This is a genomic window from Psychrobacter sp. 1Y11 (assembly GCF_052259045.1).
In the GTDB taxonomy this organism is placed as follows: domain Bacteria; phylum Pseudomonadota; class Gammaproteobacteria; order Pseudomonadales; family Moraxellaceae; genus Psychrobacter.
Window position 1 is genome coordinate 39,193 of the sequence record NZ_JBQQER010000014.1, and the last position, 26,961, is coordinate 66,153.

The following is a 26,961-nucleotide window of genomic DNA, read 5'->3' on the forward strand; positions in this document are numbered from 1 at the left end:
CGGCGCTGACAACAAATTGAAAAGGAATACAGTATGACAACTTTAAGTCCAACAGACGTAGTCATCGTCGACGGTGTACGTTCAGCGATGGGAAGAACCAAAAACGGTATGTTCCGTCATGTGCGTGCCGATAGCCTATCAGCTGAGCTGGTTCGCGCTTTAGTTGAGCGTAATGACTTTGATACCAATGATGTCGAAGATATCATTTGGGGCTGTGTCAACCAAACCTTAGAGCAAGGTATGAATATCGGTCGCAATATCGGCCTGCTGGCTGATATCCCTAAGACCACGGGCGGCCAAACGGTCAACCGTCTATGCGGCTCATCGATGCAAGCTCTGCACACGGCAGCGGCGCAAATTATGACCAATCAAGGCGATACCTTCATCATTGGTGGGGTTGAGCATATGGGTCACGTCGGTATGATGCACGGTATCGATCTAAACCCAGCAGCCTCTAAGCACTATGCCAAAGCCTCTAATATGATGGGCTTGACCGCTGAGATGCTAGGGCGCATGAATAATGTGAGCCGCGAAGAGCAAGATGCTTTCGGTCTTGAGTCGCATCGCCGCGCTTGGGAAGCGACTACTGAGGGTCGTTTCGATAACGAAATCATCGGTATCGAAGGCCATGATGAACAAGGTCGTCTGCAACTGTGCACGGTCGATGAAGTGATTCGCCCTGATGCGACGATGGAGCAAATGCAAAAGCTACGTCCTGCCTTTGATCCAAAGGGTACAGTGACGGCGGCTACTTCGTCAGCCTTATCTGACGGTGCGTCCGCTATGCTAGTCATGAGTGCGCAAAAAGCCAAAGACTTAGGTCTTAAGCCGCGTGCTCGTATTCGTAGCATGGGTATCGCCGGTTGTGACGCTGCTATCATGGGCTATGGCCCTGTACCGGCTTCGCAAAAAGCACTGAAACGTGCCGGTCTAAGTCTAGAAGATATACAAACCATCGAGCTCAACGAAGCCTTTGCGGCGCAGAGCTTAGCTGTTATTAAGTCTATGGGCCTAGAAGATAAGCAAGACATCATCAACATCAACGGCGGCGCGATCGCTTTGGGCCATCCACTCGGCTGCTCAGGCGCACGTATCACCGTGACTTTGCTCAACGCTATGGAGCAGATGGATACTGAGATTGGCCTTGCGACTATGTGTATCGGTCTAGGTCAAGGTATCGCTACCGTTATTGAGCGCGTATAAGAGTACGAACTGACTTTTATTAAGCAATAATCTTAGTGATATAGCAAAGCCCTTAGCGAAATAGCTAAGGGCTTTTTTATGGTTGACTCTTATCTTTCACAAGGGAGAGGGCATATTTGAGCTTATCTCATTGACGCCCTAGCTAAACTATGACTAAATAAGAGATAGCATAAATTAATATTATAGGATTCTGTAGTACACGACTACAGTCGTACAAGGAGTGTAATATGCCTACTATGATTACTGATCGGACTTACCGTATCGCCCGCGAAAATACCCAAGCTATGGTTGTCGACGTACAAGAACGCCTGACGCCGCATATCTTAGATCACGAAAAGATCACTAAAAAGATAGTGACTTTGATCAAAGGTCTACAAGCGCTCGATATCCCCATTATGCTCAATGAGCAGTATAAAAAAGGACTAGGCGAAACCTTGCCTGAGATTACCGATGTGTTAGAAGGCAGTAACGCCAAAGGCTTTGAAAAGGTCACTTTTAGTGCTTGTGACAATGATGACTCTTGGCATCACTTAGCGCAGCAAAACCGCAGCATCGTTATCTTATGCGGGGTTGAGACTCATGTTTGTGTAATGCAAACTGCGCTTGATCTACTAGACAATGGCATGCAGCCGGTAATCATCGGCGACGCTGTGGGCTCGCGCTTTCCTTATGACAAAAAGCAAGCTATTCGCCGTATTCGCCGCGCAGGTGGGGTCATTACTACCGTTGAATCTATCTTGTTTGAGCTATGCCGCAGTAGTAAAGATCCTGCTTTTAAGACGATTAGTAATTTGATCAAATAAAGGTCGAGTGTTATAAAACAGTCGTTTCTATAGTATATCTTTAATAAGTGACGTTAATAAATGCGATGCTGCCGCGTAGCATACAGCAGCATCCATGAAAGCATTATCGTTACTAGCACTCAAAACTAACGCTTCAACTCAACGAGTTTTTATGTCTTTGTATCAAACCGCTACATCCACTGCTAAGGCTTCTGTGTATGCTAGCCCGTCCGCTAACCTTCAAGATCGCCTTCAGTCTAATGACAGTCATCCTGCCAGAGACATGGACGATATCACTCATTTTTTGTTAGAGCTTGATGCGCTCAAGCACGTCAACCGCCGTAATTACATTACCCAAAATGACGTTGCCAGTGAATTCAGAATAGAGAACTCTGCTGAGCACTCATGGCACTTAGCGATGGCATGTTGGTCCATCGCTGAAGCGTTTGAGTTGAAGGTCAATCATGAGAAGTTACTGAAGATGGCGCTCATTCATGATTTAGGCGAAATTGATGCAGGTGATACCTTTTTGTATGCTAATACTCGTAAAGATGCGCATATCAAAGAGCGCGATGGTATAGCCCGTCTGCAAAGCGAGCGCGGTAATGGTATAGCAGAACTAAGCAAGATTTGGGAAGAGCAAGAAACTGGAAACAGTGCCGAGACTCAGTTGCTTAAGGTTGTCGACCGCTTACTGCCTTTTTTATTAAATATAAAGACGCAAGGTAGGACATGGATTGAGCTTGGCGTAAAACGGTCGCAAGTGGCAGCCGCTCATGTTTTTATCAAAGATAGCTTTCCCACTATTCATCAATGGATGACCGCACAGCTAGACTATGCAGCTGAGCAGGGCTGGCTAATAACAGGCTAACGCCTTTGTATCAGGCTTTAGCCGTTCCTAAGAGCTGACCCATTTGCACCACCGAGTTAGCGCTCATACTCTGTTGCCAATCTGCCTTTGCCGCTTTTGGCAGTACCACAATCGCCGTCGATCCGAGATAGAAACGGCCAAGCTCATCGCCTTTCGCCAGCGCCATATTATGCGCCTCTTCCTGCATATCATCTGTACGCGTGATTTTACCTGTTGCGACCGATTCAATACCTGCGACAATCATAGCGCCGACCAGTACCACTGCCGCCTTACCGTATTCGGTATCAAACATACAAACCAGACGCTCATTACGCGCAAATAAATCGGGAATATTGGCCGCTGTGACCGTATTTACCGAAAATAGCGTGCCCGGCACGTAACGAGTATTCGTTAAAGTACCCGCAAAAGGCATATGTACTCGGTGATAATTACTGGGCGCTAGATAGACGGTTGCAAAGCTGCCATCCGCAAAATAATCACCATCAGCGCTATTGGCAAGCAGTTGACCGATATCATAGTCACGGCCTTTGGCTTGCAGGACTTTATGATCTTTGATTTGCCCAAGCTGTGATATTATCCCATCAGCAGGACTAACGATACCACCCACAGTGCTATCGATAGCGCGAGCATCGTCTTTTAACTCGCGGGTAAAAAAGTCATTAAAGCTCTCATAAGCGTTGAAGCTATCACGCTCATACTCCTCTAGTGTCACATTGTAGGCTTTGGCAAAGCTACGAATAAAGGCGCGTTTGACTAGCGGATGACGGCTAGCAGCCAAGCGTCCGGCGGCTTTGCTTAATTTCTGCTGCGGTAGAAACTGCTGCAGGGTGGTAAATAGAGTCATAAGAGCTACCTAAAAATAAATTGAAAATAACAGCTAAAAATAATGATAACAATACCCTTATTTTATCATGATCCGCTTTTATCTGTGTGTGGATAAGTTATCTTTGCATGTTTATCTTAGGGCGTGTTGAACATTCGATCATGGCACTGACAGAGACTATTTTTTAGGCGATTCAAGGGTAAAAATATCTAGCTTAGTCATTCTAAGGGGATATTTTTAGCAAAGGAGCGGCAAAAAAGAGTCCTGTCCTTGCAGGCTGATGCTAAAATTGCCCCATACGGTGTTGCAAGTCTAGCTAAGGTATTAACATTATCTTCGACTTGCGCCTAGTCTGGAACGATTTTAGCGATCAGCAGTGCCTATTTATAAATGTTCAACACGCCCTAGTCTTCGCATACTTAATCTATCAGCAATAATAGCCATAAAGGAGTGGTCAATGAAAGCGCTTATTCAGCGAGTAAAGCAGGCGAGTGTCGAGGTCGATGGTCAAAGCGTTGGCGCAATCGAGCAAGGGATATTAACTTATATTGGTCTTGGTCCTGATGATGACTTACACACGGCGAAGCGTATGATCGATAAGATACTCACCTATCGTATCTTTGAAAATGAGAGTGATCCTGCGAAAGCTGGCAAGCTTGATCAGAATGTACAGCAGGTCGGTGGCGGTTTATTATTGGTTTCGCAGTTTACTTTGATGGCGAAGACCGACAAAGGTCGTCGTCCTGACTTTGGTGGGGCGATGGGTCCTGAGGCGGCAAAGTCTCTATTTACAGAGCTAGTCGCTTATGCCAAGACTCAATATCCCAAAGTGTCGACGGGTGAATTTGGCGCGAATATGCAAGTGATGAGTATCAATGACGGACCGCTCAATTTTAATTTAAAAATGAGCTAATTTAGCAGTTTCTAATTTTTTACTAATAAAGGATAAGGGTTGACCGCGCTACCTTTGATATAAATCCCGTAGTGCACATGCGGCGGCGTGCCTTTGGCATTGCCGCTATCACCCACGTAGCCAATAGTGTCGCCGCTCTCGATCCAATCATTGACCTCAATATCGCCGTACTCTTCTAAATGCGCATAATAATGTCCTGCGCCGCCTGGACCAACAATAACCACAACGCGCCCGCCTAAGTTGTTTTCGCCCACTTTACTGACGATACCATGTGTAGTCGCTTGCACAGGGGTGTTACGCTCGGCAAAGATATCGATGCCTTCGTGCGAGCGACCTGCACTGCGAGCAGCGCCCCAAGTATCAGTCAAATGCTGGCCGGGTAGCGGGCTTGGTAAGCTATTATCACTAGGCAATGCTTCTTGTAGTAGATTAACTTGCTGCCACTTGGCAACGATAAAGTTTTGTGTTTGCCAGCGCAGATTCGGTAGCACCTTATCTACGACGAACAGTAGCGCAAAGAGTAAAGCCGCTCTGAGTAATAGACTGAATATACGCCCAATAAGCGAAGGCTTAGGCGCTTTTGCATTAGAAGGTTTTGGTAGAGGTGGAGGCTTAGTGGCTGGCATCGCGCGCTCTTGTAATTTGGTTAATAGGTATAATATACCTTTATAACATATTGTTTTTAATATTATGATTGTCGCAAGACTGTTTAACACCTTAGGGACTGTTGAGCATTCGACCTTGACACTGACAGACCTTAATAATCACAATGTTTTTAGCTACATTTACATTTGCAGCTACTACTAGCTGAATTAACTTATGATTAATCTAAATACTGCCCTTATCATCGATACTGAAACCGATCAAGGCCGTGATCCGCGTCCTATTCAAGTGGCGACTATCAATGTCGCCACGGGTTTTGAGTGGATGAAGTATTTTAATAGTGGGCGTACGATATCGCCGGTAGTCATCAAGATTCATGGTATCACCGATGATGATGTCGCAGGGTGTGAGCGTTTTGAGTCAGATAAGTTTGAGCTGCCAGAGTATCTGATAGGACATAACGTACGCTTTGATTGGCGCGTGATAGGGAGTCCTTCGGCCAAGCTGATTTGTACGGTAAGACTGGCGCGAGTCGCTTTTCCTGAATGGAGGGGTTATAGTCAGTCCAAGTGCATCGAGCAGTTGCTAGGTAAAGACGAGGCGAAGCAAATGACTATCGCCGCTCACGATGCACTAGGCGACGCGCGAATGTGTTATTTGCTTTATAAAGCCTGTTGCGAGCGCCTAGAGATTGAGCCAACCGACTTTGCCGCTGCGCATAAGGTATCTAATACCGCCAGCCCCGCTAGTAGGATGCCTTTTGGTAAGCACAAAGGCAAGCTGATAAAAGAGGTACCTATCAGCTACATAAAGTGGATGCTGGGGAATATTCACAATATGCAGCCGACGCTGTATTCGGCGCTAACGAAGCGAGTAGAAGCAGAAAAAACCAAAGAGTGATGAGAGAAGTCAGTTTGTCACACCATAAATATCTGCTTTTAACCAACGATGCTGCTTAAATTTTGTTAAGGCTTATGACTGTTTATTTAACCAATCTACCGCCATCTGCCAGAGCTGCGGCGCTTTGCTATAAGTACTACGACTAAAGTAACGCATGTGCCCGATGTGACTCACGCCTAAATCTTTAGGGTCTAGATAGTGCTTTTCTACGGGCATATTTGGGAATACTCTAATCATATCGTCCATATTTTCACTATTGGCAATATCATCATCACTAAAGCCGAGCCAGGATGAGGGCATAGTCAGATCATCATAGTAGTGATTGTGAATAGTTTTGCCTAGAGCCGTTTTTATATAACCGGCGCCATTACACCACTCACGCCACTGACGCGCGACCCCGCGAGGTAGCGGCTCACCCATGCCAATTTTATCGGCAGGCGTATAACCTAAGACTAAATTAGTTAGTGGAATAAACGCGTCCATAAAGCCCATGGCTTTGAGTTTATACGGCATGTCTAAGTTTTTGATGCGTCCTGATGAGCACGCAACGTTAAATACTGAGCTCAAAGCGGCATAGTTCGGCATCATCCCGATGAGCTGACCCCCAGCGCTATGTCCGATGAGATGATAACTGGCCTCTGGGAATTCGTACTGCAAAGCATCAAGTACCGCTGGCATGTCATGGCGACCCCAACTAATGAGAGAAGCATCAGACTTAGCTAGAGTAGTCGATAGAGACTGACCGATGCCTTCATTATCAAAGGTGATAACTCCAAAGCCTTGCTCCGCTAAGAAAGTGGCAAAATTAAGATAAAACTGACGCTTGATACCTGTCGCTGGCGCTATCATTACCGCTGTTTTTATCGCAAGGGTTGTCTCAGAATTGCTGTCGGTTTGCGGGCGATAGACAGTCGCCGCTAACGGCTGGTTACGCTCAGTCATAATGGTCAAGGGATAACTATCGATAGCGCTATTTTCAGTATTATTTGTATAATTATTGACATCATTGGCCGATGAATGAGTTGTTGCAGTTATTGCAAGAGTATCGTTATCGAGCATAATCATATCCTGATGGCTTAAAAGTGTCGTTGTTGAGTAGTAAGAAGTCGTTGAGGACATCTGACGATAAGGCTTATGGTAAAATACATAGTAGGTTAGGCTAATTAGCTAGTAGACTAAGCGAATTAAGCAGAAATAATTTAAACAAGATAAGCATGAACTATAAGCCAATATTTACCAACTTGCGTAGGAAAACACTAGCATAAAAATAACAGTTAAATAAAATATAGGACATATTATGATGCAAATGAAGATTAACAATGAAAACTATGAAGTCATTACCAGTAATGATATCTCAAACATAGAGCAAGCGGTCGATAAATCTAGCTTAAGTATGCCTCTAGTGGCGGTCTACTGCGGCTCGCGCTTAGGTAATAATGAGATATACGAGCAGGCTGCACGTGAGCTTGGCAGAGCTTTAGCCTGTAACGGTCTAGGCTTAGTCTATGGCGGCGCCAGCATCGGACTGATGGGCGCAGTCGCGGATGAAGTCATCAAGGGTGATGCACAAGCGGTTGGAGTGATTCCAACCTTTATGCTCAAGCACGAAATCGCCCATCAAGGTCTGACTCGTTTGCATCTCACCGATACTATGCACACGCGTAAGACGGTGATGGCAGAGTATGCCGATGCCTTTATTACCTTACCTGGTGGCCTTGGCACGCTTGAGGAGATTATGGAAATCGCCACGTGGCGTCAGCTCTATCAGCACGAAAAACCGATGATTATCCTAAATATAAATGGCTTTTATGATCGTATGATTGAGCATCTCAAATTCACTACTGAGCAAGGCTTTATGAAGCAACAAGATCTAGAGCGCTTAGTCGTCTGTAACACTATTGACGAAGCTATAGAGCTGCTACAAACCATCGTTACTATCGAAGATGAGGTAGATACCAAAAAGATGGTCGGCAATTAGACTACCTTTACACTTAACCCTTTGCGCTCAATCAGCGACCGTTACATTAGCAACGGTCGCTTTGTTTATTATCGATACTATTCAACACGCTCTAATAAATGAGCAAAGCGGATCAATCTAAACCTCAGCAGTCGTCAGACTATCTAATGGCAACTCGCTAATACCATGGTTAACGCCTGCCATAGCTAAGGGGAAACCACGCTGTTTTGCAAGCTCTTGTGCGACTTCATGCACGGCTGCGCTGTTATTGCGCGCTAAATAAGCCCAGTCATGCGTATAGCGTTCTTTGTCAGCGGGCAAGTCTTTTACTAGCAGCCCTATATCTATCAGTTGCTTGACAATCTCATCAGCCGCCAATAACGTTGACGAGGCTTTGACATTCTCAGCACGAGCATAGTGTAGATGCTCATAAAGACTAACATCAGCTACTCGTAACGTATCGTCTTTGCCTGGGATTTGCTGACCACCGTATAGAGCATTACCTACTGTACGCGCACTATTAAAGGTTGGTACAAACTCTGCTATGTACTCAATCGCTTGCTGACTACGAGCTTGCAAAGGCGCTTTGTCCCAGCCATCTTCTATATAATGCAGATATTGGGAAGGTAGTTTTGGCTGCGCACTGTTTTCACTAGAAGCCACTAAACCATCATCGAACAAAGTGATAAATTTGCTCATACCATGAATCTGAAAATAACCGTCTGGATAAGGCGTTAGCTGTGCCATACCCTCTGGCGTACCGCGATCACCATAAACGATAATCTCTGGAATTTGACCCCCTGCATCCTCCCAGTGAGTAATATAAGAGGATTTGAACTCAACCATACGCTCAACATCTACCCCCACCATATCATCGATGACACCGGTGCGAAAACCACAAGCATTGATTAGATAATCGACTTCGATAGATTCGGTCTTGTCAGCGCTACCGCTGTCTTTACCCTCTTGCTGATAATCCACTCGCCATTTGCTGACATGATGATGAGCAGTCGTACAGTCGCTGCATTCAACAGCCGTCACTTGCTCAACTCGCGTATCGGTAAAGACATGGGCATTATCATAACCCTTTAGCGCTAACTGCGCTGAAGCGGCGAGGCGAAAGATATTCCAGCCGTACTCTTGTACCACAATCAGCGGAAACTTAACCTTATTTAAGTCCAAATACTTAGCAACAGGTATTACCCATTCATCCACCGTAGTTGGCACTGCCACTTGCTCACGCTCTGATAACTCAATCAAACGTTCATGGCTATAAAGTTGATAATAGTCCTCAGGATCGCCAAGTACTTTATTATTAGGATCTTGGGCAATAAGCTCACGATAAGCTTGGGTCAATATCTCAAGGCGCGGCAGTAAATCCTCGGGCATCCCCTCATCGCGATTAGGAACTGCAAAAACCGTTGGGCGCACGTCCATGGTATAAGGATAAAGACGTAAGATATCGATGCACTGTTTTAAGAGCGCTACGCAGTCCTCATCTGGGATTTCGCGATATAAGTTGCCACCGGCATGTAGATGACACATGGGCGGACCATCGATTAAGGAGGCTTTTTTCTCAAACAAATAAGTCTCAAGGCCTAGAGCAGCCAAACGAATAGCAATAGTAGCACCAGCAGTACCGCCGCCTAAGATACCAACGCGCTTAGGATTGTTATTTTTGTTCATCACAGGCTTACTAGTAAAACGGCTCGTAAGTATTTGGGATGGTGTTGTTGCTTTTTTATCATGGGATTGAGTCATTATTTTGCTCTTATTGTTTTGGCGTCTTTAACGGCTACAGGTATTAATATTTTCTTATTAACGTTTGAGAAGCAACTGTAGCTCACTACTTTTGATTACCAAGTATTTGAAGCTCATAGACGCAATTGGTTAAGAATAGTCGTATAAGGTACTTTGTAAATGATATGCGTGCGCAATAGGTTAAGTTCAATACGAAATACCAACCGTATGCATTATTAATCAATTAGAGCTGTAAATAAAAATTGTGAAGTTGTACTTATCATTTAGACTGGTATTTTATAAAAAACTAAAGAGGCTGTCAGAGTAAATACGTAAGAATATGCATTAGTTTTGTCAGTGAAAACCAAAAAGAGGCACGAAGACTAGATCAATTTTAGCTATCAGCAGTGCTCATTTATGAATGCTCAACAGACCCTAATGACTTGCAAAAATTTCAAACCTTTCCTATTTTGAACAGACTACATTCATATCTTGAACAGTAGTCTCAAAGTATGTGTGATCAATTTCTAAGCTTTTAATTATCGCTATAACAGTAGGTCGGCGTGGATGTTAAGGGACGCTAACGGAGACATTACTTGCATCAGGACCTAAAAACCGTTAAAATCGCGGTTCAATTTTCCCGCTGGGGAAAGGCTAAGAGAGCAAAGGTGTGGTGTTGGGTGCTGGAATAAGCCAGTGATGCAATTGCTAGACTTATAGATGTGCTTAGTGCCTCAGTTACGTATGCTTAAAGCTTCAATAAACAGGCATACATCGGACTTAAGAGAGTTTATTATGCGTAAAGATATCCATCCTAATTATCAAGAAGTTCTATTCCATGACACTAACGCTGACGTGTACTTTTTGACGCGCTCTACCGTTAATACAAAAGCCACTCGCGAGTACGAAGGTACAGAATATCCATACTATCCACTGGATATCTCAAGTGCATCACACCCGTTCTACACAGGCGAGCAGCGTAAGAGCTCTACCGAAGGCCGTGTGGCAAGCTTCAACAAACGCTTTGGCGCGTTTGGTGGTCGTAGCAAGAAAGCGACTAACGCTGAGTAAGCAATACGATCCTAATAGGCTTATCGATAAGATAAGGTTAAGCCAAAAAAAACCGCTAATGATTTAGCGGTTTTTTTATGCAAAGAAGCAAAAATAACAGTTCTTATTTTCTATACAGTGACTGAGCTGATAGCTCAGGTGTCAAACAATTCGGCTATAAGCTCCGCCAATTGCTGCGCCCAATACCCATACATGAGGCTACTGGGATGAAAGCCATCATCAGCAAACATGACCGAGATATCAATAGGCGCACCGTTTGCATGCTCGTCTAACATCCGCGAAAAATCGGTTGCCATGTAAGTCACACCCTGATGAGCGCTACAGACTCGCTGCAATATGTCATCGAGCTTTGTGGCTCTAGCTGCCACAAAATGATTTAAAGGCGCAGGCAATGCTGGCATTTGTTCCATCTGTGGCAATCTTGCAAAAATCAGCTGCCGCACTGCGAATTTACGCTGGGCAATAGTAATAATCGCTTCGAGTCGCTGTTGCCACTCAGCCGCTGCGACTTGTGTAGTCGTATCATTAACCCCAACACTGATAACCATGACATCAAGCGGCTGACTAGGTTTAGAGATGACATACAAGCGGCGTAAAATGTCAAAACTCGTATGCCCCGTTGTCGCCTGTACTGACCAGCTCAGCGTATCAAACTGCTGACCAAAGGCTTGATTATCTAGCGCTTGTTGCTGTAGGGCGGGTATCAGTTGACCTGCTAGCGCATCTTGTTGGGTTTGACTGCCAACTCCAGCCGCTGCCGAATCACCAACGACCATAACGCTTAAGGTATGGTCGTTGTCGTTTGTTATTTGCTGGACGGCGTCAGTAAGTCTAACTCGTCCATGACGCTCACCTTCAGGCTCAGGCAAACGCACGGTGTCGCGTTTGACCTTGTAGCCTTGATATAGATAGATAGGCGCTAGCAGCACCTCTTTTGCAGCGCCAGCTATTTTAGTCGTCGCTACCATCCTGTACGCTCCCGAATCGTAGTTAAAGTATCATCGATAAGTAGTTTGCCATCGACATAGACATCGCGTAGTAAGCCTTGAGCGCTGTTATCAAGCTCATCTACTTTAATGGTTTTTAGCTGACCGCTGCTGTCTTTTATTAAGGCCAGTCGTCCTTTTTTTGAGCGTTTGGAGTGACTAGTGACAGGGTCTTTATAGATATCTATCCATTCGCCATCGATACAGATAGCGCTGGCTTTCATCGCCCAGCTCATCGTGTCGCGGTTGACTTGTTGTAGTAAGCCGCCGCCCATACCAAAGGTAATATTCTCCGCGCTAAAACCGGCATCCATCACCGCATCGATGATTTTGCCTAAGCTTTGCGCGTTAATGCCATCGCCTTGAATAATGCGTACACAATCTGGCAACACTTTATAGCCTTTGCTATTGATAGTGGTACCAAATTTTATCGCTAAGCGCTCTAAAGCTTCACGCACTACCTTCGTCGGCTCACCGCTATCGGGACGAATGACTAAAGTACCGCCCATGTTTTCGACCGCTTCTTTTAGCTCATCACCCCAGATATTGTCGATGGCATTCCACAAGTCGTAACTGTCAGAGACCACTGAAAAGGCTTTATCTTTGCCACCAAATTGCTCAATCATATTGGCAAAAGCAGCCGTTTCACCATCGCGGCCCCAAGCGGTCATCGTGCTATGCTCAGCGGCAGGAATAGAAAAAGCTGCCATCTCCTTATCCATACCGTACCAACGACTAGCAGCGACCAAAGCCGTCATCGAGTCGGTACCTGAGAAATTCACTAAGTTCGCCAAACTGCCTAGCGCCACTGACTCAAAGCTAGAAGCCCCGCGAGCGCCAAAATCATGCAAGCGAAAGGGTAGTGAATCCGTATTATCGGCGGACTTCTCTAGTGCCTTACGGATAATACCCTTACAGTAATAAGAGACGCTAGCCACCGTTGAGGGATACCAAATAGCGCGCAGTAGCGCGGTTTCGATATAGCTTGGCAGCCAATAAAAATCAGGGTCGGTATTGATGACCTGGCAGACGACATTGGAAACAGGGACGATACTACCTTCGGGAACGGCTTCGATACGTAGCGGTAGATAGCCGTTATGTCTCTCTAATAATAGCTCCCATCCCGTGCGATTAAAGGTCAAGCCGTGTGCCTCAATAACGAGCTCGGCTTCATCGATATCTTGCTGAGTGATGGGCTTGCTAAGGTACTCTTTGATAAAAGCTTGCAGACCAAAGAACACCACATCGTAGTCGCCTTTTCGCGCTTCGACATAGCTTGACATATACTCGCTACCCGCTGGATATTGCACCCAGTGCGAGGTCTTGTAGCTGTCGGAATTTAAGATAAGATTGTTGAAATTGCTAGTGTACATCACAGAACTCCTCTGCTTTGAATTAAATGGATCACTTGCGTTACGTCTGAGCTATAGAGTGACTTGAAGTACTAGAGGTACATCTGCTTCCTTCTATAATCCAGACGTTTAACAATTTATCCATTAACATCGTTTTATTTAGAATAATAAACGATGTATAAAAACCCTTGCCGTCTATCGGCTTAGGCAGTGAAACTGAATAATTAACTAAAGCCCGACCATCTTAGTGATAATCGCATAATGATCTTCGAACATCATCTTCGCGTCTAGCTCAGCTAGCGGTAACCAAAAAGCATTGGCAGCGTCATCACCACCTTTCACTTTCGGTAGACCTTTTGCATCATTCTTTAATTGTAAATAAAAGGCTTGCGTAAGGGTACGACCGCGCGCGGAGCGATATGGATCATCAAAGGTATGCTGGCTGTGAAACGAACCACGTAATACAGGCTCCGGCACCTTTAGACGCGTCTCTTCGCGTAGCTCACGGATACAAGCATCAAATAAGGTCTCTTTTGGATTGAGAAAACCGCCTGGCAAAGCCCAAAGTCCGCGTCCCGGCATACTGCGGCGCTCAACCAGTAAGATATGTCCGGATTGCACTACAAGTGCATCGGCAGTCATGAATGTCGGCGGGTAAGGTGCAGACTCCCATTGTTTTTTGTATTTATCAATAAACCCTGCCTCTTCGTGCAGCCGCTGGTACTCGTCCGTTTTATTGAACGCTTTTAACACTTGGCGGGTGGACTCAGGCGTACGTTCAGGGGTCGGCATCGCACCCATCAGATAGCTATCGCGAATAGGCGTTGCCGACAAGTTTTGATAATTAGGTACAGAGACCGAAGCCCAGTTCGGAAAAAGCGAGAGGTAGTATGAAGAGCTGTCTTTTGAATGACCAATCAAGCCAATATCTGCGCTCAAATTATCGGTGACCGATCTGACGCCCGCTTGTACATACTTTAGCCAGCGCGTGTCGTTGTAGAGCGCATCATCGAGCGCCACACAGTAAATACGCGCGGCTTCTTCATCGCTATATGCGCCTTTGATCATCGCAGTACGCTCGGCGACCGAAAATGGATTGCGTAGGCTACGTGGCAAGTTAGCAGAACCTATCAGCATAATGACATTATCTGCGCGCTGCAAAGCCTCATCGATAACCGCTTTATGTCCACAGTGAAAGGGCTGAAAACGCCCGATAAAAACCAGATATTTATAGTGTTTATGGTTGTTATTATTAGCTGCTGCTGATGCGCTCATAAACCTTTTTCCCTACGACAAGCTTATTTGTTATTACTCAAAAAATGTATAATGACGCTAATATTGACACAAGCGCTTAGCGGCTGACAAGTGTAAAGATGTTTTGCGCCAAAACTAGGGTCTGTTGAAGCTAAGCTCATGTAAAAGACCCTTCTACTCTTGCATGAATAGAAGGGTCTCAAGCAGTTCTTTTAGATAACTAAATTAATCTGACAGCGATTCAATCTTCTCTAAACCTTGCTGCTTAATAACTGCGCTGACACCCTCATCAGCTTCCATACGCTTGATAAAACCGTTTAAATTATTGTATTTAGACAAATCAATGTCAAACTTTTTTGCCCACGTTAACGTCACATAAAGATAAACGTCAGCGGTAGTTTTCGTACCTGTTAGATAGTCATGTTTACTTAACTGCTCGTTTGGCAATCTGATTAAGTGGGCGATTTTTTCTTTAGCTTTTTGCTTTAAGCTCTCTTGTGCTTTATCACCTTCAACGAAACCATCAGGGCCAAACAGTGGCGCAAAGGCTTTATGTAGATCAGCATTAACGAACGCTAGCCAATGCATCACTTGTGCTTTGCCCGCAGGGGAAGTGTCTGTGCCAAATATATTGGCATCAGGATAATTGGCATCGATATAGACTTGGGTGGCAATATTTTGGGTAACAATATTTTTAGAACCATCAGTCTCGCCATCGACGATTGCTGGTACCGCACCTTGTGGATTAATTTTTAGATACTCTTCTGATTTGACTGAATCATGGTCTAATAACTCAAGCTCATAATCAGCACCAGTCCATTCTAAGGCGGTATGGGGAACGATAGCACAAGTTCCTGGGATGACGTATAATTTCATAACTTACTCCTGTTAGTTATTGTTTGCATTGAAAGTTTTTTATTAGTTATTCTTACCGAGTCTAACGAGGGTGAGCGCTTAAGTTAGTTATCTTCTGTGACATTGGTTTAATACTTGTAGTCTTAGTTTGCTCTAGCTGGCATATTTTTCGATCCAGGCGGCTACTGTTGGCCAGATCTCTTTTGCGGCGTTGCGGCTCATAAGTACTCGTGTATGATCGTAATCCTCTAAATGCCCGCTGGATTTTGCGTACTCACAAAAAACATTATCAGCATGGCTAAACTCATCAAAAAACAGCTTGCAGCCTTGAGCTGGGGAGATAAATAGATCGCCTCTACCACTGATGGCGTAGATAGGCGTAGTAATATTTGCCATACCTTGCCGATAATCAAAACGCTCATTTGCGGGCTTCAGCTGTTTATCGATATCTTTATTTTTTATAAAGCTGCTTTTAAAGTTTTTTTGTAGATTCCAGTCATACCACTGGGTCATCGTGTAGTAGCTTTCATTAAAAGGGCCGAGACCGAGCTTTTTGGCAGGTATATAGCCAAGCAGCTTAGTAAAGATTTTTGCTGCAAGGATTTTGGCGTAACTGATCGGGTTTAGGACAGCGCCGTAGGCTTGACAAGCAAAAGTGCTGATACTATTAATCTTAGTGATATAACTAGGATTCTGCACTAAAAACATCACTAGGCCAACACCGCCGCCGCTATGAGTGACGCAGTGCAAGTTATCAAGCTTGAGATCGTCAAATAAGTAGCGAAAAGCAGCCTCATAGTCATGAGTAGCCACGCTCTCAAAGTTAAATCTACTCTCAGGGATCGAGCTGCTCCCATGTCCGCGCCACTCCATGATATAGCAAGTATGGCCAAGGCCTGCTAGATAACTGGCGATACCTAAGCAGACTTTTTTGTCCGAAAAAGTACCGTGAGTCAAAAAGATATTTTGTCTCTTTATCGCCTTTTGCGATGGTTTATTAACAGTCTCATCAGTAACTTCCCAAACGGCGATTTTTTCGCCATCTCTGGTGGTTATTAAGGTTAAGTCTTCAGAAATCATAAAATAGTGGCTTGTAAAGGGAAGGAGAAAACATAGGCGCAGTGGCTAGTAGCTTGATACTGGTATTGTGCTACTTAAATAAAGAGTCGTCATATCCTATAACGATAGTGGCTTGATAATCAATATTATCGCCTTAATATAAAGGAAGTAGTGATGACGATTAAATCACAGTAGCGAGGTCGGAATTAAAACCTATTTGGGTTATAATAGCGCTCAAAGGCTTTATTCAGTGAAAAAATAGTTCGCAAAAATGCTATGGCTTAAAATCATAATATACACTGGTATTTTTGAACAAAATTAACTTTTACTTTAACAGGTTAAGTTTTTTTAAATAATAGCCATTAAATTAAAATCGTTTTAATGATAGGTATGTAAACTGACGACACAACGGTGCTAGCAATCAGGCGTCGGTGTCATAACGTACAGGAAATACTATGAGTAATCAAAACCCAACTGCAAGTGCTCCTACTAGCAATGAAGCAGAGTTTGAGTCTGCGCTTGATACCGAGCAAACTGAAGCTAAAAGTAATATTACTATAACTGAGTCAGCGCAAGGCTATTTGGCTGATTTATTATCCAAGCAAGATACTGACGGTATCGGTGTCCGGATCTTTGTGGAGCATCCAGGTACGCCACGTGCTGAGTGCTGTATGGCCTATAATCAGCCCGGCGAAGAAGATAGCGCCGATCTAAAATTCAGCTATGATAATTTTGCTGCCTTTATCGATGCCGCTTCTGTACCTTACTTAGAAGACGCGGTGATTGATTATAATAAAGACCGCTTCGGTGGCCAGCTGACCTTCCGTGCTCCTAACTCAAAAGTGCCGAAAGTAGGCGCTGATGCCAGTATTGAAGAGCGTATCAACTATGTGCTTCAGTCAGAGATTAATCCAAGTCTTGCCGCGCATGGTGGTGATGTGCAACTGCTTGAACTCATCGAAGAAGAAGGTGTTGGCCTGACTGCAGTGCTGAAGTTCGGTGGCGGTTGTCAGGGCTGCTCAGCAGTTGATATGACTCTGCGTCAAGGCGTTGAAGTACAGCTTAAGCAACAAATTCCAGAGTTGACGCAAGTCGTTGATGATACCGATCATACCCGCACTGAAAACGCTTATTATAAATAAGCTCTGTATAAAGATGGGTTGTTAATTCTCTTTGCTTATGATATTTATTCATTAAGTAATAAAAAATTCGCTATTCTTTTCATAAGGAAGCTGGGTTATGATTAACTCAGCTTTTTTTATGCCTAACATTTGATTATCATTGAATAAGCTTTCAATCCGATGATTTTTTAGAGATTAAACTACAGTTAGTTCACTTTAAAACCGATATAGTGCTACCAGTAGCACGATGATATTAAAGTAGCGATTTTATTTCGAATTGGCTATAACTTAGAAATCGCAATTAATAAGGAGTACATTATGAGCGAGGAAAATGCAGAAAACGGTAACCATAATCAGCGTTTAGAGACGTTAGCGATTCATGCTGGCTATAGCGTTGAGCAGACCACAAAAGCCGTTGCCGTACCGATTTATCACACGAGCTCCTATGCTTTTGACGATACTCAACACGGCGCTGATCTGTTTGATTTAAAGGTCGCGGGCAACATTTATACCCGTATCATGAATCCGACCAATGCGGTACTAGAGGAGCGAGTGGCCGCGCTTGAAGGGGGTATCGGCGCTCTAGCCGTTGCCTCTGGTATGGCAGCGATTACTTATGCGGTGCAGACCATCTGCGAGATGGGCGACAATATCGTTGCGGTATCGACCTTGTACGGCGGCACTTATAACTTCTTTGCTCATACGCTGCCGCGTCAAGGCGTCGAGGTACGTTTCTTCGATCATAAAAATCCCGAATCGATTCGCGATCTAATCGATGATAAAACCAAGATGGTGTTTGCTGAGAGTATCGGTAATCCGCTAGGTAATATCATCGATATCCAAGCGGTAAGTGACATCGCGCATGAGTATGGCGTGCCAGTAGTGATAGATAATACGGTTGCTACGCCTGCGCTCTGTCGTCCGTTTGAATACGGCGCTGATATCGTTATTCACTCACTCACCAAATATATGAGCGGCACAGGAACTTCAATCGGTGGTGCTATTGTTGATAGCGGTCAATTTGCTTGGGGCGATCATCCTAAGCGCTTTCCACTACTGAACGAGCCAGACGCTAGCTACCACGGTGTTAACTTCGTCAAAGACGTCGGTGCGGCGGCCTTTATTGCACGCGCTCGCGTGGCACCGCTGCGTAATACAGGGGCGGCGCTCAGTCCGCTCAACGCCTTTGGAATCTTGCAAGGCATTGAGACTCTAAGCCTACGTATGGAGCGCCATGTCCAGAACGCCCAAGCGGTCGCTGAGTATCTAAAGGGTCATGACAAGGTCGCTTGGATTAAGTATGCAGGCCTAGAAGATCATCCTGATCACGCTTTGGCGCAGAAATACATGAAAGGCACGCCATCAGCGATTCTAACCTTCGGCGTAAAAGGCGGCCGCGAAGCAGGCGCGCGCTTTATTGATGCGCTGCAGCTGATTACGCGTTTGGTCAATATCGGCGATGCAAAGTCGCTAGCGAGCCATCCTGCGACCACCACGCATCGGCAGCTCAACGGTCAAGAGCTAGAGCAAGCCGGCGTCACCGAAGACATGGTGCGCTTGTCGATTGGTATTGAGCATATCGAAGATATCAAAGCCGATCTTGAGCAAGCTTTGGCTAAAGCTTAGTGCTTTAGATAGCTCGCTTTATATCTTTGGTTAGATAAAATGATTAGCTAAAATAAAAATCCCATCTCAAGATAGAGGTGGGATTTTTTTGATACTTATAATTAATAATATTTAAGATTAATAGTACTTAAGATTAATAGTACTTAAAGCAAAAAGTAATCAAAGCTATTTACGCAGTCAGTACGCGCCGCGCTATATCTTTATAGAGTTGCGACTCTAGACGGGGACCGAACTGCTGAATCACTTGCGCTGATACTTCACCGGCTAGACGCCCACACTCAGGGAGTGAGTAATGCTGTGATAAGGCATATAAAAAAGTCCCTGAGTAATTATCTCCGGCGCCATTGGTATCGATAACGTCGATAACTTTTGGGGTAGGGACTTGATGGATATCGATACTGGTCTGCTCATCAGGCTTATGCGCGATAATGGTATCATTAGCGCCATCGGTCACTACCGCAATTTGGCAATAGTTAAGAAGGGCACGAGCGGCGGCCTTGATTTGCTTTTTTTCAGTGAACAGTTTGGCTTCTTCGCTATTGCAAAATATCACCGCTACTTTATTACCGAGCATATTGAGCAGGCCTTCTTTGGCAAACTTTATCACGGCAGGGTCGGCAAAACTGACGGCTATTTTAGCATTATGAATACCGGCTTGCTGGCGCAGCTTAGTCATAGCCGGCTGAATACCTTCTGACATAGCAAGATAGCCTTCTAAATAGAGCCAATCTGCCCTTGTTAGTGCCTCAAAGTTGACGTTTTCCTCGCTGATATCGCTTGAGGTACCGAGGTAAGTCTGCATGGTACGCTCACCATCATCTGTTACCGCCACCACGCATGAGCCGGTAACACCGCCTTCATGAATCGATCGCTCTGAGGTTGCAACGCCCGCATTATGTAAGTCTTCTAAGTAGAATTTTCCAGCCTCATCATCGCCGACGCGGCAGGCATAAAAAGGCTTGCCGCCAAGACTGGCAAAGGCATACATAGCGTTAGCCGCTGAGCCGCCGCCCGCTTGTTTTGAAGGTTCGATATTGGCCAGCTGGAAGTAAGCAAGCAATTGCTGCTGCTCTTCAAACGCCGCGAGCGTCATATTGCCTTTGGTTAATTCCGTCTCTTCTAAGGCGGCATCGCTCAACACATATTCGTGATCGACCAATGCATTACCTATTGCTATCACATCGTACATGGCTTACTTCTCCTAATTGAATGCTAGAACGCTATTTTAAAACAAGCGAAATAAATACAAACTGTCTTTATCGTAACGGCCGCTAAGCTTGTAGCTCAAGTAAACGCTGATATAAAGCGTTCTTTTTGACCCCAGTGATATCGGAGGCTAAGCTTGCAGCTTTTTTTACTGACAAGTCTTTAAGTAGACGCTCCAAAAGCTCATCATGGATGCTGATATCAGCATCCTTTACGTTAGCCTCTCCTGCAACAACGACGACTATTTCACCGCGCTGTTGATTGTCATCGGTTGTGACAAACTTAACCAAATCGCCAAGCGTCGTTTTATGTACGGTCTCAAAAGTCTTAGTCAGCTCGCGGCAAAACGTTGCCTCGCGCTCTGTCCCAAATACCGCAGCCATATCGCTCAAGCTTGCCATAATACGATGCGGCGCTTCATAAAATATTAAGGTTTCCGTACGCGCTTTTAGCGCCTCTAATTGCTTTTGACGGCCATGAGTCTTCGCATTCAAAAAACCAATGAAACTAAAGCGATCGGAGGGCAGACCGGCTACCGAGAGCGCAGCGATAGCGGCTGAAGCACCGACGATAGGCGATACTTTTACTCCAGCATCATGAGCGGCTTGTACCAATTGATAGCCGGGGTCACTGACCAAAGGCGTACCGGCATCACTGATTAAAGCAACGGAGTGCCCTTGCTCGATCATCTCAATAATCTTGGGTGTTTGAATCGCGCTATTGTGCTCATGATATGCCCAAAGCTTATTGTGACCTTTGTTATTTGCGTCGTTCTGTGATAATGCTTCTGTCTTAGCATTATCACGATTAATATCAGTTTCATTGGCTTTATCAGCTTTAGTATGAATACCGAAATGTGACAACAGCTTGCCTGAGGTGCGAGTGTCTTCGCAGGCGATAATGTCGACTTGTTTCAGGATATCAATCGCATGCGCAGTCATGTCAGCAAGATTGCCTATAGGAGTAGCAACGATGTACAAACACGCTGGCATCTTTGTAAGGGTGGACATGAAAACCTCAAATCGCTATAGAAAATTAGAATAAAAAGTAAAAGCTGTAAAGCTTAGCTAGTTTAGCATGTTGTGCTATGATAATTCTGAAATGTTGCGCAGACTAATTAAGGCTATGACCTATAAAAAGCCGAATAAAAGGCCAGAACATAAACCGCTACTATTGACCTCGCCCAGGCAGCGCCAAGGCAGCCATTATGAGCATCAGGCTTGTGAGTATCTGCAAGCAAAAGGGCTTATCTTAATTGCAAAAAACTGGCAAAAACCCAAAGTAGGTGAGCTTGATTTAGTAATGCTAGAGACCGGAAAATCATGGTCGACCTTAGTGTTTATCGAAGTGCGGCAACGCCGAATATCCAGCTTTGGCGATGCCGCGCTCAGCATAACGGCGGCAAAGCGACATAAAATTATCAAGACCGCCAAATATTTTTTGCAGCAGCATCCTAAGTACGCCGATTATGAGTGTCGCTTCGATGTGATTGCTTATGATACGACTGATTATCATCGCAAGCTCAGAGACGCTGCGCTCAGTGCGGGGCCAGAATGGCTACAAGGAGCTTTTGCAGCACAGGCTTGGTAGCCAAATATCTATGTTAGCAATGCTTAGTCATCAATGTTTATTTATCAATGCTTAGGCGAGATATCTTTGACCTAAATGCTATTATAAATTAAGAGCTATAAGCTCAATCGTTAATAGATATCGTTACCAAAAACCTAACTACTAATGGCGAAAATTAAGTAAAGTAGCTAAACTCCTTAGAGATCTATAAAGGTCATAAAATCGTATCAATCACGCTCTAACAATCATGCTCCAAGAGGTAAATAATGATAAGGATGTCTCCGCTCGCTGCTATCTCAAACACCTTAAGTCGTCAAACGTGTGTCAAAATGATGATGACTAGCCTAGTGGCGGCAAGTCTCGCTATCACCGGTTGCACGACTAACTATCTAACCAATAGCACCAACGGTACTTATGGCGTACCGGTCACCGAGCGTACTATTCCGCAGCGTTTGCTCGATCGTAGTATAGAGCACACGGCCAAAATCAACGTCTACGGATTACAAGAGAATCTGCAGCAAAACAGCCGGATGAGCATAGACAGCTTCAATAGTGAAGTATTGCTGAGCGGGGAAGTTCCTACTGAGGCGCTCAAATCGCAAATAGAGCAAGTCATTAAGTCAATGCCTGATGTGCGGCAAGTCTATAACGAGCTTAGCGTTAGTGTCGCTCGCGGTTATAGCTCAACGGTACAAGATGGTTATATCACCTCAAAGCTACTGGCAAAAGTCGCGACGAGCGATGGGGTAAAGTCATCCCAGCTCAAAGCGGTAACCAATAACGGTGTGGTTTATATCATGGGCCGCATGACCCCAACGCAGCAGAGTAATTTAATCGATATCGCCAATGATACGGCGGGCATCACCGAGCTAGTGTTATTTACGACCTTAGTCAATGATATAGGCGCGACTATCAGCGATGAAGACATCATGACTGATCCTACTTTGGCTACTAATGTAGATGTCACGGTACCAAACGCCACTGCAGTTATTAGAACCCCAACACCAGCCTCTACTAACAGCGCGGTTGTCGCTCCCGTCGCTGACAATACGCAGCCTATTAACGCTCCTGCAGAGACGCCGATAGCCCCTAGATCCTCTAGTCCTTATGTTGACTTGTACCAAGATGAGTAGAGGTTAGAATAGGCTGAGCATTCACAAGAATGCTAACCATTATCACAGGGTTTATCTGACTTCATCATCTTTAACCATTAAGCTATTTACTGTTGTAGAAGCTCGCATCTTACTTTTAACAGATAAAACCAGAATAATAGGAGAGTAGACCATGAAGCAGCCAGCCAATGCGCCCCAATCAGCAAGTATTAACTCTGAGCCGTCACGTCAATTGAAGCTCGTAAAGAAATCTAAGCTTGTAAAGATAGGGGTGACGGCCGCGTTTGCGTTTGGCGGTATGCTAGTGGCCACTCAGCAGGCGCAAGCATTATCCGCATTGGCTATAGTCAACGGTCTGACTGCGAGTGGCGGCGTTACGGTCAGTAAAGATATCTTATATGGTGATGAGTCAGCGCAAGACTTAGATGTCTACTATCCCAAGCCATTAGCGCAAGCGATGAAGACTGAAAAGGCGATTACCAGTAGTTACCCTATGGTGGTGTTCGTCCATGGGGGCTCGTGGGAGAGTGGCAATAAAGACGAATACGCTTTCGTCGGTCAAAGCTTAGCGCAGGCCGGTTATGTTACGGCGGTCATTAATTATCGTAAAGCGCCTGAACACGTTTATCCTGATTTTGTGGAAGACACCGCGCAGGCTATCGCCTGGAGTTATAAAAATGCTGAAAGCCTACATGCGGATCCACAGCGCTTAGCGGTGATCGGACACTCAGCTGGCGCATTCAATGTGGTCGCGGCTATGTCTAACGAGGATTTTTTAGCGCCTTATGGCGTTAGCCCAGACGATATCACCGCCGTTATCGGTATCGCTGGGCCTTATAGCTATGACTTTCGAAAATATGGCGGTTCCAGCGCCTTTGCCAATGATGCGACGCCTGACGAAGTGATGCCTGATCGACAAATTAAAGGTCCACAGCCGCCTTATCTATTACTGACCGCCGAGAATGATAAAACGGTTTATGACACCAATACCGTGAAAATGACTCAGGCTCTCAAAGATTACGGCGCAACGGTTGAGAATGGTGAGATAAAAGGCGCCAGTCATGCCACTAGCATTGGCGCCATGGCACCACCACTGCGCTGGGTCAATGATGTGCGCGCGCAAGTCTTGAGCTATCTCAATAAAAAGCTTAACTAAAAAAGTCTGAGCCTATTGATAAAACAGTTAATGTTTTTATTGCATTATCACTAGCTCTCATCTGCTGTTTTATAACACAGCTGATAGCTAGCAGTATAAGTAGCTGATGCTTGACAATACTGTGCTAGACAATACTGTCAGAGAGTCAAACTCTTGTTATAATGTCGCACGCGTAATAAAAATACTGAAATAAAACATCTTTAAAGAATAAAGGATACTTTATGAGCATGAACGCTGATGATTTAATCGCATTTTTACAGCAGCATTATCCAGACGCTTTTATTCAAGCAGCCAATCAAGGTAATAAGTTTGATGTACGCGTGGTGGATGCCAGCTTTGAGGGCAAGCGCAGCGTACAGCGCCAACAAGCTATTTATGCGTTAGTCAATGACAAGATAGCAAGCGGTGATATACATGCGCTCAATATTCAAGCCTTGACGCCTGCTGAATGGGAAGTGCAGTCAAAGGGCTAAAATGCTACGCCCAAAGCTAAGCTTACTAACACATATCAGCTTACTAGCTAGTGTTACTAGACTCGTTTCGGTCTATTTTACTTATCATCATAACTACCCTTAGGTTGTCATTTTATGGATCAATTCTTAATTACCGGAAGCAGTCGTATTGCAGGTGAGGTCACCATCTCCGGTGCTAAAAACGCTGCTTTACCGTTATTGGCGGCGATGATATTAGCCGAAACCCCAACGACTTTGCATAACGTGCCTTCACTCCAAGATGTGCGCACTTTAATTCAGCTCATCGGTGGTATGGGAATCGATATCCATAAAGATGGCGATACAGTGACTTGTGATACTAAAAATATAGATAATTTCTACGCGCCGTATGACTTAGTTAAAACCATGCGCGCCTCTATCTTGGTCTTAGGGCCACTGCTAGCCCGTTTTGGGGAAGCGGAAGTGTCTTTGCCAGGGGGTTGCGCGATTGGCTCGCGTCCTGTTGATCAGCATCTTAAAGCTTTTGAAGCGATGGGAGCTGAGATCAGCGTAGAAAATGGCTATGTCAAAGCTCAAGCACCAAAAGGGGGTAAGCTGATCGGCTGTAAGTTTTCTTTTGATATGGTGACGGTTGGCGGTACTGAAAACGTCATCATGGCTGCCGCTTTAGCGAAAGGAACGACGGTTCTTGGTAACTGTGCGCTTGAGCCAGAAGTCGTCGATCTAGCCAATATGCTCGTGGCAATGGGCGCGAAAATTAGCGGCATTGGCACCGCGACGATGACTATTGAAGGTGTTGAACGCTTACAAGGCTGTGAGTATTCGGTGGTACCTGATCGTATCGAGACAGGCTCTTATCTGGCCGGTGCTTTGATGACGCGCGGTGATGTATTGACCAAGAAAACGTCGGCTGCATTGTTGATTCCTGTACTAGAGAAGTTTGAGTCGATGGGCGCGTTGATTACCACAGGTGAGGATTGGATTCGCGCGCAGATGAGTATTCGTCCGCAGCCTGTCGATATTCGTACTCAGCCTCATCCAGGCTTTCCTACTGATATGCAAGCTCAGCTAATGGCTATCTCTTGCCTGGCTGATGGCACGAGTACCTTTATTGAAAATATCTTTGAAAATCGCTATATGCATGTGCCAGAGCTCAATCGCTTGGGCGCCTCTATCCAAGTCGATGGCCATACGGCTGTCGTGAAGGGTGTTGAGAACTTCACAGCGGCACCAGTGATGGCAACTGATCTGCGAGCCTCTATGTCGCTAGTAATGGCGGCAGCGGCGGCTGAAGGTGAAAGCCTTATTGACCGTATTTATCATATCGATCGCGGTTATGAAGACGTTGAAAATAAACTACGCGCTTTAGGCGTGAACATTGAGCGTATTAACAGCAACGACTGATACTGATAATACGAGCGCTGTTTTTGATAAAGGGTCGCAAGACTGCTATAGAACAAACCCCCTTAAATCGACGCTTAATATTTGCAATCGACACTTATTATTTAAATTTTATCCAAACTTTAGAAAAAACTATGACTGGAAATAATGAAAAACAGCAGGACAACGCTTTATTGAACGAAGTGGACAATGAGTTTAATGGTCTAACCTTAGCGCTTTCTAAAGGCCGTATTCTTGATGAAACTATGCCGCTGCTGCAAGCAGCTGGGGTGGATTTGTTAGAAGACCCTAGTGCATCGCGCAAGCTTATCTTCCCAACCACCAACCCAAATGTGCGCGTACTGATTTTGCGAGCAAGCGATGTGCCTACTTATGTAGAGCATGGCGCCGCTGATTTTGGGGTGGCAGGAAAAGACGTCTTACTTGAGCATGGTGCCAATCATGTTTATGAACTTTTAGATCTACAAATCGCACAATGTAAGCTGATGACGGCTGGCGTTAAGGGTGCTACGTTGCCTAATCGCCGTTTGCGCATCGCTACTAAGTACGTCAATGTTGCCCGCGCTTATTTTGCCAGTCAAGGTCAGCAAGTCGATGTCATCAAGCTTTATGGCTCGATGGAGCTTGCGCCTTTAGTGGGCTTGGGCGATTTGATCGTCGATGTCGTCGACACTGGTAATACCTTGATTGCGAATGGTCTTGAGCCGCGCGATCATATCTGTGATGTCTCCTCGCGGCTAATTGTCAATCAAGTCAGTTATAAGCGCAAGTTTGCTTTACTTGAACCTATTTTAGATAGTTTTAAAGAGAGTATAACAGCGTCAGTATAACAGCTGCTTCTTAGCGCAAAGTTTTATCCATTAATAATATAAAACCTCATTATCTGAGTGTAGCAATCAGTTTAGTACCGTATTTTATATAGGGCGTGCTACACTGGTTTTATTATGCT

General features: G+C 45.1%; 26 protein-coding genes. 15 read left to right on the forward strand and 11 right to left on the reverse strand.

Annotated features, from left to right (window positions below):
- Positions 1 to 33 precede the first annotated feature (33 nt).
- The 3 genes from fadA (at position 34) to ACTXGJ_RS11360 (ending at position 2,856) form a co-directional block, all read left to right on the forward strand.
- Positions 34 to 1,203 carry an acetyl-CoA C-acyltransferase FadA gene (gene fadA, locus ACTXGJ_RS11350; RefSeq protein WP_443566017.1) on the forward strand — a complete coding sequence of 390 codons (1,170 nt, stop codon included), beginning with the start codon at positions 34 to 36 and terminating at the stop codon, positions 1,201 to 1,203.
- Positions 1,204 to 1,430: 227 nt separating this feature from the next.
- Positions 1,431 to 2,006, forward strand: coding sequence for an isochorismatase family protein (locus ACTXGJ_RS11355; protein WP_439244227.1), 576 nt, complete (start codon positions 1,431 to 1,433; stop codon positions 2,004 to 2,006).
- Positions 2,007 to 2,157: 151 nt separating this feature from the next.
- Entirely contained in the window at positions 2,158 to 2,856 is a 699-nt protein-coding gene (locus ACTXGJ_RS11360) for an HD domain-containing protein (protein ID WP_443566018.1), read from the forward strand.
- A gap of 10 nt (positions 2,857 to 2,866) precedes the next feature.
- Here the strand turns inward: ACTXGJ_RS11360 and asd are convergent, their stop codons facing one another.
- The gene (gene asd, locus ACTXGJ_RS11365) at positions 2,867 to 3,700 is read right to left on the reverse strand and encodes an archaetidylserine decarboxylase (protein WP_443566019.1); all 834 of its coding nucleotides are present in this window, start codon (positions 3,698 to 3,700) and stop codon (positions 2,867 to 2,869) included.
- A 436-nt stretch (positions 3,701 to 4,136) separates the two neighbouring features.
- Between asd and dtd the strand changes: the two genes are divergently transcribed.
- A complete protein-coding gene (gene dtd, locus ACTXGJ_RS11370; protein ID WP_443566020.1) occupies positions 4,137 to 4,592 on the forward strand; it encodes a D-aminoacyl-tRNA deacylase in 456 nt (151 codons plus the stop codon).
- An 11-nt stretch (positions 4,593 to 4,603) separates the two neighbouring features.
- Here dtd and ACTXGJ_RS11375 read toward each other — a convergent pair whose 3' ends face one another.
- On the reverse strand, positions 4,604 to 5,218 hold the full coding sequence (locus ACTXGJ_RS11375) for a M23 family metallopeptidase (protein WP_443566021.1): 615 nt from the start codon (positions 5,216 to 5,218) through the stop codon (positions 4,604 to 4,606).
- Between the two features lie 193 nt (positions 5,219 to 5,411).
- Between ACTXGJ_RS11375 and ACTXGJ_RS11380 the strand changes: the two genes are divergently transcribed.
- The gene (locus ACTXGJ_RS11380) at positions 5,412 to 6,095 is read left to right on the forward strand and encodes a 3'-5' exonuclease (RefSeq protein WP_443566022.1); all 684 of its coding nucleotides are present in this window, start codon (positions 5,412 to 5,414) and stop codon (positions 6,093 to 6,095) included.
- A 72-nt stretch (positions 6,096 to 6,167) separates the two neighbouring features.
- On the opposite strand, the gene ACTXGJ_RS11385 is transcribed toward ACTXGJ_RS11380, so the two are convergent.
- Complete coding sequence (locus tag ACTXGJ_RS11385) at positions 6,168 to 7,154, reverse strand: alpha/beta hydrolase family protein (RefSeq protein ID WP_443566023.1); 987 nt, start codon at positions 7,152 to 7,154, stop codon at positions 6,168 to 6,170.
- Between the two features lie 241 nt (positions 7,155 to 7,395).
- On the opposite strand from ACTXGJ_RS11385, the gene ACTXGJ_RS11390 reads away from it, so the two are divergent.
- The gene (locus ACTXGJ_RS11390) at positions 7,396 to 8,073 is read left to right on the forward strand and encodes an LOG family protein (RefSeq protein WP_443566034.1); all 678 of its coding nucleotides are present in this window, start codon (positions 7,396 to 7,398) and stop codon (positions 8,071 to 8,073) included.
- Between the two features lie 117 nt (positions 8,074 to 8,190).
- On the opposite strand, the gene ACTXGJ_RS11395 is transcribed toward ACTXGJ_RS11390, so the two are convergent.
- The gene (locus ACTXGJ_RS11395; protein ID WP_439244285.1) at positions 8,191 to 9,738 is read right to left on the reverse strand and encodes an FAD-dependent oxidoreductase; all 1,548 of its coding nucleotides are present in this window, start codon (positions 9,736 to 9,738) and stop codon (positions 8,191 to 8,193) included.
- An 849-nt stretch (positions 9,739 to 10,587) separates the two neighbouring features.
- Between ACTXGJ_RS11395 and ACTXGJ_RS11400 the strand changes: the two genes are divergently transcribed.
- Positions 10,588 to 10,863: a type B 50S ribosomal protein L31 gene (locus ACTXGJ_RS11400; protein WP_439244238.1), complete on the forward strand. Its 276-nt coding sequence runs from the start codon at positions 10,588 to 10,590 to the stop codon at positions 10,861 to 10,863.
- 134 nt (positions 10,864 to 10,997) lie between these two features.
- On the opposite strand, the gene ACTXGJ_RS11405 is transcribed toward ACTXGJ_RS11400, so the two are convergent.
- The 5 genes from ACTXGJ_RS11405 to ACTXGJ_RS11425 all read right to left on the reverse strand — a co-directional run bounded on the left by ACTXGJ_RS11405 (position 10,998) and on the right by ACTXGJ_RS11425 (position 16,390).
- Positions 10,998 to 11,831, reverse strand: a complete 834-nt coding sequence (locus tag ACTXGJ_RS11405; protein WP_439244240.1) for an SGNH/GDSL hydrolase family protein — start codon at positions 11,829 to 11,831, stop codon at positions 10,998 to 11,000.
- The gene (locus tag ACTXGJ_RS11410; RefSeq protein ID WP_439244242.1) at positions 11,825 to 13,222 is read right to left on the reverse strand and encodes a nicotinate phosphoribosyltransferase; all 1,398 of its coding nucleotides are present in this window, start codon (positions 13,220 to 13,222) and stop codon (positions 11,825 to 11,827) included. The genes ACTXGJ_RS11405 and ACTXGJ_RS11410 overlap by 7 nt, the downstream gene beginning before the upstream one ends.
- 207 nt (positions 13,223 to 13,429) lie before the next feature.
- Positions 13,430 to 14,476: a bifunctional nicotinamide-nucleotide adenylyltransferase/Nudix hydroxylase gene (locus tag ACTXGJ_RS11415; protein WP_443566024.1), complete on the reverse strand. Its 1,047-nt coding sequence runs from the start codon at positions 14,474 to 14,476 to the stop codon at positions 13,430 to 13,432.
- Between the two features lie 204 nt (positions 14,477 to 14,680).
- Positions 14,681 to 15,331, reverse strand: coding sequence for a glutathione S-transferase family protein (locus tag ACTXGJ_RS11420; protein ID WP_439244246.1), 651 nt, complete (start codon positions 15,329 to 15,331; stop codon positions 14,681 to 14,683).
- Positions 15,332 to 15,463: 132 nt separating this feature from the next.
- Positions 15,464 to 16,390, reverse strand: coding sequence for an alpha/beta fold hydrolase (locus ACTXGJ_RS11425; protein WP_443566025.1), 927 nt, complete (start codon positions 16,388 to 16,390; stop codon positions 15,464 to 15,466).
- Between the two features lie 434 nt (positions 16,391 to 16,824).
- On the opposite strand from ACTXGJ_RS11425, the gene nfuA reads away from it, so the two are divergent.
- Both nfuA and ACTXGJ_RS11435 read left to right on the forward strand, forming a co-directional pair.
- Complete coding sequence (gene nfuA / locus ACTXGJ_RS11430; protein WP_443566026.1) at positions 16,825 to 17,511, forward strand: Fe-S biogenesis protein NfuA; 687 nt, start codon at positions 16,825 to 16,827, stop codon at positions 17,509 to 17,511.
- A 297-nt stretch (positions 17,512 to 17,808) separates the two neighbouring features.
- Positions 17,809 to 19,116 carry an O-acetylhomoserine aminocarboxypropyltransferase/cysteine synthase family protein gene (locus tag ACTXGJ_RS11435; RefSeq protein WP_439244251.1) on the forward strand — a complete coding sequence of 436 codons (1,308 nt, stop codon included), beginning with the start codon at positions 17,809 to 17,811 and terminating at the stop codon, positions 19,114 to 19,116.
- A 169-nt stretch (positions 19,117 to 19,285) separates the two neighbouring features.
- On the opposite strand, the gene ACTXGJ_RS11440 is transcribed toward ACTXGJ_RS11435, so the two are convergent.
- Both ACTXGJ_RS11440 and rsmI read right to left on the reverse strand, forming a co-directional pair.
- On the reverse strand, positions 19,286 to 20,305 hold the full coding sequence (locus tag ACTXGJ_RS11440) for an adenosine kinase (protein ID WP_439244253.1): 1,020 nt from the start codon (positions 20,303 to 20,305) through the stop codon (positions 19,286 to 19,288).
- 82 nt (positions 20,306 to 20,387) lie between these two features.
- Positions 20,388 to 21,332, reverse strand: a complete 945-nt coding sequence (rsmI, locus tag ACTXGJ_RS11445; RefSeq protein ID WP_443566027.1) for a 16S rRNA (cytidine(1402)-2'-O)-methyltransferase — start codon at positions 21,330 to 21,332, stop codon at positions 20,388 to 20,390.
- 67 nt (positions 21,333 to 21,399) lie between these two features.
- Between rsmI and ACTXGJ_RS11450 the strand changes: the two genes are divergently transcribed.
- The 6 genes from ACTXGJ_RS11450 to hisG all read left to right on the forward strand — a co-directional run bounded on the left by ACTXGJ_RS11450 (position 21,400) and on the right by hisG (position 26,842).
- Complete coding sequence (locus tag ACTXGJ_RS11450) at positions 21,400 to 21,912, forward strand: YraN family protein (protein WP_439244256.1); 513 nt, start codon at positions 21,400 to 21,402, stop codon at positions 21,910 to 21,912.
- Between the two features lie 254 nt (positions 21,913 to 22,166).
- Positions 22,167 to 23,024 carry a BON domain-containing protein gene (locus ACTXGJ_RS11455; protein WP_439244258.1) on the forward strand — a complete coding sequence of 286 codons (858 nt, stop codon included), beginning with the start codon at positions 22,167 to 22,169 and terminating at the stop codon, positions 23,022 to 23,024.
- A 151-nt stretch (positions 23,025 to 23,175) separates the two neighbouring features.
- The gene (locus tag ACTXGJ_RS11460) at positions 23,176 to 24,159 is read left to right on the forward strand and encodes an alpha/beta hydrolase (RefSeq protein ID WP_439244260.1); all 984 of its coding nucleotides are present in this window, start codon (positions 23,176 to 23,178) and stop codon (positions 24,157 to 24,159) included.
- Positions 24,160 to 24,380: 221 nt separating this feature from the next.
- Complete coding sequence (locus ACTXGJ_RS11465) at positions 24,381 to 24,632, forward strand: BolA family protein (RefSeq protein WP_439244262.1); 252 nt, start codon at positions 24,381 to 24,383, stop codon at positions 24,630 to 24,632.
- Between the two features lie 114 nt (positions 24,633 to 24,746).
- Complete coding sequence (gene murA, locus ACTXGJ_RS11470) at positions 24,747 to 26,015, forward strand: UDP-N-acetylglucosamine 1-carboxyvinyltransferase (RefSeq protein ID WP_439244264.1); 1,269 nt, start codon at positions 24,747 to 24,749, stop codon at positions 26,013 to 26,015.
- A gap of 131 nt (positions 26,016 to 26,146) precedes the next feature.
- Positions 26,147 to 26,842, forward strand: coding sequence for an ATP phosphoribosyltransferase (gene hisG / locus ACTXGJ_RS11475; RefSeq protein ID WP_439244265.1), 696 nt, complete (start codon positions 26,147 to 26,149; stop codon positions 26,840 to 26,842).
- Positions 26,843 to 26,961 lie beyond the last annotated feature (119 nt).

What these genes read in the sequence shown, in the direction of transcription:
- ACTXGJ_RS11360 (WP_443566018.1), top strand. Translation starts at nt 2,158, where the DNA reads ATGTCTTTGTATCAAACCGCTACATCCACTGCTAAGGCTTCTGTGTAT.
- ACTXGJ_RS11415 (WP_443566024.1), bottom strand. Translation starts at nt 14,476, where the DNA reads ATGAGCGCATCAGCAGCAGCTAATAATAACAACCATAAACACTATAAA.
- ACTXGJ_RS11355 (WP_439244227.1), top strand. Translation starts at nt 1,431, where the DNA reads ATGCCTACTATGATTACTGATCGGACTTACCGTATCGCCCGCGAAAAT.
- nfuA (WP_443566026.1), top strand. Translation starts at nt 16,825, where the DNA reads ATGAGTAATCAAAACCCAACTGCAAGTGCTCCTACTAGCAATGAAGCA.
- fadA (WP_443566017.1), top strand. Translation starts at nt 34, where the DNA reads ATGACAACTTTAAGTCCAACAGACGTAGTCATCGTCGACGGTGTACGT.
- dtd (WP_443566020.1), top strand. Translation starts at nt 4,137, where the DNA reads ATGAAAGCGCTTATTCAGCGAGTAAAGCAGGCGAGTGTCGAGGTCGAT.
- ACTXGJ_RS11455 (WP_439244258.1), top strand. Translation starts at nt 22,167, where the DNA reads ATGTCTCCGCTCGCTGCTATCTCAAACACCTTAAGTCGTCAAACGTGT.
- hisG (WP_439244265.1), top strand. Translation starts at nt 26,147, where the DNA reads ATGACTGGAAATAATGAAAAACAGCAGGACAACGCTTTATTGAACGAA.
- ACTXGJ_RS11400 (WP_439244238.1), top strand. Translation starts at nt 10,588, where the DNA reads ATGCGTAAAGATATCCATCCTAATTATCAAGAAGTTCTATTCCATGAC.
- ACTXGJ_RS11380 (WP_443566022.1), top strand. Translation starts at nt 5,412, where the DNA reads ATGATTAATCTAAATACTGCCCTTATCATCGATACTGAAACCGATCAA.
- murA (WP_439244264.1), top strand. Translation starts at nt 24,747, where the DNA reads ATGGATCAATTCTTAATTACCGGAAGCAGTCGTATTGCAGGTGAGGTC.
- ACTXGJ_RS11425 (WP_443566025.1), bottom strand. Translation starts at nt 16,390, where the DNA reads ATGATTTCTGAAGACTTAACCTTAATAACCACCAGAGATGGCGAAAAA.
- ACTXGJ_RS11395 (WP_439244285.1), bottom strand. Translation starts at nt 9,738, where the DNA reads ATGAACAAAAATAACAATCCTAAGCGCGTTGGTATCTTAGGCGGCGGT.
- ACTXGJ_RS11410 (WP_439244242.1), bottom strand. Translation starts at nt 13,222, where the DNA reads ATGTACACTAGCAATTTCAACAATCTTATCTTAAATTCCGACAGCTAC.
- ACTXGJ_RS11385 (WP_443566023.1), bottom strand. Translation starts at nt 7,154, where the DNA reads ATGCTCGATAACGATACTCTTGCAATAACTGCAACAACTCATTCATCG.
- asd (WP_443566019.1), bottom strand. Translation starts at nt 3,700, where the DNA reads ATGACTCTATTTACCACCCTGCAGCAGTTTCTACCGCAGCAGAAATTA.
- ACTXGJ_RS11420 (WP_439244246.1), bottom strand. Translation starts at nt 15,331, where the DNA reads ATGAAATTATACGTCATCCCAGGAACTTGTGCTATCGTTCCCCATACC.
- ACTXGJ_RS11375 (WP_443566021.1), bottom strand. Translation starts at nt 5,218, where the DNA reads ATGCCAGCCACTAAGCCTCCACCTCTACCAAAACCTTCTAATGCAAAA.
- ACTXGJ_RS11460 (WP_439244260.1), top strand. Translation starts at nt 23,176, where the DNA reads ATGAAGCAGCCAGCCAATGCGCCCCAATCAGCAAGTATTAACTCTGAG.
- rsmI (WP_443566027.1), bottom strand. Translation starts at nt 21,332, where the DNA reads ATGTCCACCCTTACAAAGATGCCAGCGTGTTTGTACATCGTTGCTACT.
- ACTXGJ_RS11405 (WP_439244240.1), bottom strand. Translation starts at nt 11,831, where the DNA reads ATGGTAGCGACGACTAAAATAGCTGGCGCTGCAAAAGAGGTGCTGCTA.
- ACTXGJ_RS11390 (WP_443566034.1), top strand. Translation starts at nt 7,396, where the DNA reads ATGCAAATGAAGATTAACAATGAAAACTATGAAGTCATTACCAGTAAT.
- ACTXGJ_RS11435 (WP_439244251.1), top strand. Translation starts at nt 17,809, where the DNA reads ATGAGCGAGGAAAATGCAGAAAACGGTAACCATAATCAGCGTTTAGAG.
- ACTXGJ_RS11465 (WP_439244262.1), top strand. Translation starts at nt 24,381, where the DNA reads ATGAGCATGAACGCTGATGATTTAATCGCATTTTTACAGCAGCATTAT.
- ACTXGJ_RS11450 (WP_439244256.1), top strand. Translation starts at nt 21,400, where the DNA reads ATGTTGTGCTATGATAATTCTGAAATGTTGCGCAGACTAATTAAGGCT.
- ACTXGJ_RS11440 (WP_439244253.1), bottom strand. Translation starts at nt 20,305, where the DNA reads ATGTACGATGTGATAGCAATAGGTAATGCATTGGTCGATCACGAATAT.